The organism is Occallatibacter sp., assembly GCF_049802275.1.
GTDB lineage: Bacteria > Acidobacteriota > Terriglobia > Terriglobales > Acidobacteriaceae > Telmatobacter.
In genome coordinates this window covers 1-5,877 of sequence record NZ_JBARMD010000296.1, presented here as the reverse complement: position 1 = coordinate 5,877, position 5,877 = coordinate 1, and the positions used below count along the sequence as shown (strand labels likewise).

The window sequence follows — 5,877 nt, the reverse complement described above, 5'->3', positions numbered from 1 at the left end:
ATGCCATACCGTTCCGATACTTGTGCAGGGACCAGCAAAACTCGCCCCGCTGAGCCATGAGGTCATCAATTCCCAAGTGGCATGAATCGGTGTGTAGCCCGGCAAGATCTCAGGGTCTGCTGAACATCCCGTCGATGCCGGATGAATACCGTAGCCCATCATTGTCCCCCAGCATGGATCGTCCCACTCGTACCAGAGATTGGTTACGGTTCCTGTGCTCCCCATAGCCAGTATCCACCTGGCCACATAAGCTTCTCTGAGCATTGTGGTGTTGGCGTCCGTCAAGCTCGATGCGTCGACAAGATCATCGTTTCTCCCATATCCGCCCTCGGTATTCCATATCGGCAGATTCGCCGCCCAGGGTCGCTGCTTCAGCATCGTCCGAATGGCGGCTGTCTCCTGAAAAAGCGCCGTGCGGCAATTCGGATTGGGAGTGTTCGCGGCGGTGCAGAGCGAACTACCGTGTGAGACGATCGTCTCCGGAAACGGATAAGGAATGACATTTCGGCGCGCGCCGTAGGCGTGGTAGCTTACCGCGTCAGGCAGGGACGCATTGGGAATGGCATGCCAGGCATCCAGCAACTCTCCCAGGGAAAGATCAAAGTGGCCCGATACGGAAGGGTTGTTGATGTAGGCTGCGTGATATCCGTCTCCGCCGGCGGAGGAATTCCCGGCCAGGAAAACGCAATCCCCGCAATACTCTTTCACGATCTTGGCAGCGTCGTTGGCCATTTTGGCCATGTTGGTATAGTTCGACGACCAGTACTGGTCGGCATTGAATTCGTTCCACGCTTCGTAGTAGTGGATCTCGCAAGTACTCTTGAGCGGAGCTGCAGGGGCATCGCTCACCCCGCACACATGCTGCATAAATTTGGTGATGAACTCCGCCCACATGCAGTTCCCCGTTGGCCGCACAACGCCGGCCAATGGCGCCTGGCATCTCTCATTTACGGCATTCAAGTCTGAGGGCGGCTGGGTGCTACTGCTTGATGCCCAGGCCGGCACGCTATAGAACGTGTACATCAACTGGGTATCGTGCGTCTTTGCGACGGCTATCCACTCGTCAAGACCACCGAACGTGGCAGAGTACAACCCACGCGATTTTTCGATTGAACCCCATACCAATCCGCGGATGCGCTGGATGCTCGGCGATGGGGTAGGCCAGTGACTGAAGGAAAGCGTGCCAATATTCATGCTGCCTGGCTTCTGCGAAACAGCTGACACGCCGATGAATATAAGCAGAGCGAAGACCAGAATTGCCTTCATGTTTGCTCCTGTCGATGCATGCGGCCCTCCACCCCGATGAGGTCACCTGTCACGAAGCTTCGGTTTTGGAGTAACCCAGGACTCGATCGTTTGGTGTGTGCCGATACCGGGTGATCTTCGGTGGGAAAGCAGAAACAACTGTGAGTGTCATACGTTCTGCGCTTTTGCGTCTCGAAAGATCCGTTATGACCCACCGCCTTCGATGCGCTTCTCTCTTCGCAGGTGGTCCATTATCTCCAATCAAATCTCTGCCGTCGCGTCATTCCAATCCTTGGATCTGATCGAAATCCCGTCCCTCCACCCTTCGAAGGAGATTGGTTCTTCGTAGGCGTCGTACACTAGAGGGGTCTCAGCACTCGAATCAGCGAACTGAAATGCTGGGTGATGGATGATCTATTCCAATGAAAAAAGTACTACTCTCCCTCTTTCCCCTGGTCACCGTCCTGCTCATGCTGCAGGGATTTCACCAGGCCATCTACGTCGCGCCCGATGACGCGCTGCAGGGCTACATCTTTCGTATCATCTACTACCACGTGCCATCGTTTGCGGCCGCGTTCACCTTCTTTACCGTTAGCTTCCTTGGGTCGATCGGCTATCTCACATATCGGCGCAGCCGGCCGGAGTGGGCGCAGCGTGCAGACGCATGGGCGTTGGCCGGAGCCGAGGTTGGCGTTGTGTTCTGTAGCGTCGGGCTCACCACTGGTCCACTGTGGGGACGCCGCGCATGGGGCATCTGGTGGACATGGGATGCCCGCCTGACCACGACTCTCGTGCTGTGGCTCATCTACGTCAGCTACCTGCTACTACGGCGATTTGCAGCCGGTCCGCAGATGCAGACCCTCGCCGCGGTGCTCGGCATTTTTGGCGCGCTAGACGTTCCGATCGTCTACATGGCCAACCGCTGGTGGCGCACCCAGCATCCGGCGCCCGTTTTCGGCGGAGGCCCTGACTCAGGTATGAAAGATCCAACCATGGTTCACGCGCTGCTCTGGAATATGCTGGCGTGGTTCTGCTGGGGGATACTGGTCCTGTTTCTCCGCTACAAGGTGGAACGTCGCCACCAGCAGTACGCCGCACTTGAAGCACAGGAAGCCCTCGAAGCCAACGTCTGAGGTCGCAACAGATTTAGTCCAAAGCGAGGAAAACAATGGACGAACGCACCATTCTCGATCACCAGTTCGTAGTTGCTGCCTACACCGTGACCTGGGTCATTCAGCTCGGCTACTTGACGTGGCTCGGCCTCAAGTGGCGAAGCGAAAAGCGCAACGCTGAGCGCAGGTCGCAGAAGGCACGCTAGCTTTGCACGGCGCAGCCAGGCACCCCAAAACCGGGCCGGGATCGCAGAATTCCGCCAATGCCGTAAACTTATTGTGAGGATCCAGTGATGTTAGTCGTGATGAAGGCGCAGGCCACTGCGGAACAGATTCAGGCGGTCTGCGCGCATATTGAAGCTTTGGGCTACCGCGCGCACCCCATGCCCGGCGCGCAGCGCACTGCCATCGGAATCACCGGCAACCAGGGCGAAGTGGACCGCGGCAACATTGAAGAGTTGTCGGGAGTCTCCGAAGTCATCCGTGTTTCGAAGGCCTACAAACTCGCCAGCCGCGACGTTAAAGAAGAAGATACGATCATCCGCTTCCCCGGCACCGATGCCACCATCGGCGGGCGCAACCTCGCCATCGTCGCCGGCCCATGCTCCATTGAAAGCCGCGAACAGGCCTTTGCGATTGCAGAGCAAGTCGCCGCATCCGGCGCACAGTTCTTCCGTGGCGGAGCCTACAAGCCGCGCACGTCGCCATACGCCTTCCAGGGTCTCGGCGTCGACGCGCTCAAAATCATGGCCGAAATCCGCGACCGCTTCGGGCTGCGCATCATCACCGAAGCCATCGACAACGAGACGCTGGAACTCGTCGCCGAGTGGGCGGATGTCGTGCAAATCGGCGCGCGCAACATGCAGAACTTCTCGCTGCTCAAGCACGCTGGGCGGCTGCGCATGCCCATCCTGCTGAAGCGCGGCATGAGCGCCACTTTGGATGAATTTTTGATGGCCGCCGAATACATCATGAGCGAGGGTAATTACGAAGTGATCCTCTGCGAGCGTGGCGTGCGCACCTTTGCCGACCACACCCGCAACACGCTCGACCTCAGCATCGTTCCGGCCGTGCAGAAACTGAGCCACCTGCCCATCCTGGTTGATCCCAGCCATGGCACCGGAAAGCGTGACAAGGTGCTGCCAATGGCCCGCGCAGCCGTCGCGGTCGGAGCCGATGGCGTCCTCGTCGAGGTGCACCATCAGCCTGAAAAGGCGCTCTCCGACGGACCGCAGTCCATTTACCCCGACCAGTTCGCGCGCATGATGGACGAGATCGAACAAATCGCCCCTGTTGTGCATCGCAAGCTGCCTCGCGGTATCCATATCGAAACCGCCGCAGCAGCGGAATCGCATGTCGCCGAAGCCAAGTAGACCCAAGCAACACACTGTCATCCTGAGCGCAGCAAGCTCGGGGCCGTGCGGACGACTTGTCGACCGCGGGGTAAGCTGCGCGAAGGATCTGCTTTTCACGATGATCCAATCACCGCGATCTTGGGTGCCCGCGATTGTTATGTTCTTCATTTGCCTGGTTGCGCTCACCGCCTGCCGCCCCCACGACTTCCCTCAATACGATCCCACCTACCGCGAATATGCGTATGTAACCAACGGAGGCAGCGGCACTGTCTCCGTCTACGACGTGGTAAATGTCCGCGTTGACCGTGAGATCCCCGTCGGCCAGAATCCGACCGCGGTTGCCGCCAATCCCGTGCGCAACGAGGTTTACGTCGTCAACGCCGGAACGCCGAACGCTCAAGGATCCGTCGCCGTCATCAATGCCGAGAACAACTCCGTCTCCGTCACCATCCCCGTCCACAAGCAGCCGCTTGCCATCGCGCTCGATCCCGAAGGCAATCTGGCCTACGTCGTCAACTCCGGTTCCAACAGCATCTCCGTCGTCGATCTGAAGGCACGGCGCGAAGTCGCGCTGATTGGCGTTGGCGAAGATCCCGCTGCAGCGCGCGTTGCGCGCGACGGCAAGACTCTCGTGGTTGCCAACCGCGGCGGCAATTCCGTCAGCATCATCGACACGGCCACACGCAAGGTCCGGACCGTTGTTGAAGGCTGCCCTGGCGCCAGCGACGTGGTCATTCTGCCCGATTCCTCCAAGACTTTCGCTGCCTGCTCTGCGGGCCACCAGGTCATGGCAATTCAGCTTGCACATGGCGCCATGCCCGACGGGCGTGCCGCTGCGACGGACCGCCTCGAGGCATTGCTCGATGTAGGTCGCGCCCCCGTGCAGCTTGCGCTCAAGCCCGACGGCGGAGAAGTCTTCGTCTCTAATTCGCTCTCGAACTCGATCTCTGAGATTTATGCCGATAAGAACGATGTAGCGGGCGCCTACTTGATGGGTGCCGATCCGGTGCGCGGCCTGGTCTCTCCCGACAATGCCCTGCTCTACGTCGGCAACCTGCACTCTCAGGAAGTTACCGTCTACTCCATCGAAGATGGTAAGCGCATTGCCGCCATTCATGTGGGCGACGGGCCTTCGGCGCTGGCATTCTCTACCGCCGGCCATCTCCTTTTCGTGGTCGATGCTCGATCCGGAGACGTTGCCGTAGTGCGCACCCTCAATTGCGCCGTATCCGGACCTTTGCGCCTCGGTTGTCAGATGTTCACCATGCTGCCCGCCGGGCGCAGTCCAAACGCAATCGCGGTCAAGGCGTTCAGAGTCTCGTAGCGCGGCGCGCTCCTTGACTCGCGGCCACAGGCGTACACGCCCTGTTCCGACCCAGGGACCACTCGAGCATGTGACCACCAGCACAACTCAATGTTCGTTTGACGGGAAACGTGAACGCATTGCCTTGTTAAGCCGTACTATCGCGTGGAACCAATTCAGCCAGGAATTTGGGAGAGACGCGATGCGCATTTCTACGCGGATAGTTGCAAGTGGCGTTCTGTTGCTGAGGATGACGGCTGTCGCCTGGACGCAGGACATCGGGGCCCGTGCGGACACGTACCTGACTGCATGGGCCAACCAGGGACGCTTCTCCGGCGCGGTGCTCATTGCGAAGGGTGACAAGGTCCTCCTGCGCAAGGGGTATGGAGAATCAAATTATGAGCTGAACGTCGCCAACACTCCTGAAACGGTCTTCCGCATCGGGTCCATCACCAAGAGCTTTACCGCGCTCAGCATTCTTCAACTTGAAGAAAAGGGAAAGCTGAAAGTGACTGATCCGGTAATCAAGTACGTCCCGGAACTGCCGGCTGCATGGAGCGAAATCACGATTCACCAGTTGCTATGCCATAAATCCGGCATCCCGGAATTCACAGCCGCAAAGGCATATTCCGATCTTGCCGACAGCCGGCATGTTGAGAACGCGCTCAAGGAATATGCCGGCAAGCCGCTGTTGACGAAACCGGGAGAGGTTCTGCGCTACAGCAACGCCGGCTACATCCTGCTGGGGCGCGTGATCGAGATCGTTACAGGCGAATCGTATGAGGAATATCTGACCGCGAACATTCTCAAACCTGCCGGAATGACGCACACCGCTTTTGATCACTCGGTTGACGTGGTACCC

Annotated in this window: 6 protein-coding genes; 5 read left to right on the top strand and 1 reads right to left on the bottom strand. The window is 58.8% G+C overall.

Annotated elements, in window-relative coordinates:
* Window positions 1–1,266, bottom strand: a 1,266-nt coding sequence (locus WA354_RS10450; protein WP_472812949.1) for a hypothetical protein, incomplete at its 3' end; no start/stop codon positions are given.
* A 401-nt stretch (window positions 1,267–1,667) separates the two neighbouring features.
* Here WA354_RS10450 and ccsA point away from each other — a divergent pair.
* From ccsA to WA354_RS10425, 5 genes are all read left to right on the top strand, one after another.
* Window positions 1,668–2,378 (top strand): cytochrome c biogenesis protein CcsA, encoded by a 711-nt coding sequence (ccsA, locus tag WA354_RS10445; RefSeq protein ID WP_472812948.1) that lies wholly within the window; start codon window positions 1,668–1,670, stop codon window positions 2,376–2,378.
* Window positions 2,379–2,413: 35 nt separating this feature from the next.
* Window positions 2,414–2,563, top strand: coding sequence for a hypothetical protein (locus tag WA354_RS10440; protein ID WP_472812947.1), 150 nt, complete (start codon window positions 2,414–2,416; stop codon window positions 2,561–2,563).
* A gap of 99 nt (window positions 2,564–2,662) precedes the next feature.
* A complete protein-coding gene (gene aroF / locus WA354_RS10435) occupies window positions 2,663–3,730 on the top strand; it encodes a 3-deoxy-7-phosphoheptulonate synthase (protein ID WP_472812946.1) in 1,068 nt (355 codons plus the stop codon).
* A gap of 124 nt (window positions 3,731–3,854) precedes the next feature.
* Window positions 3,855–5,036 carry a beta-propeller fold lactonase family protein gene (locus tag WA354_RS10430; protein WP_472812945.1) on the top strand — a complete coding sequence of 394 codons (1,182 nt, stop codon included), beginning with the start codon at window positions 3,855–3,857 and terminating at the stop codon, window positions 5,034–5,036.
* Between the two features lie 181 nt (window positions 5,037–5,217).
* On the top strand, window positions 5,218–5,877 hold a 660-nt coding region (locus tag WA354_RS10425), incomplete at its 3' end, for a serine hydrolase domain-containing protein (RefSeq protein WP_472812944.1).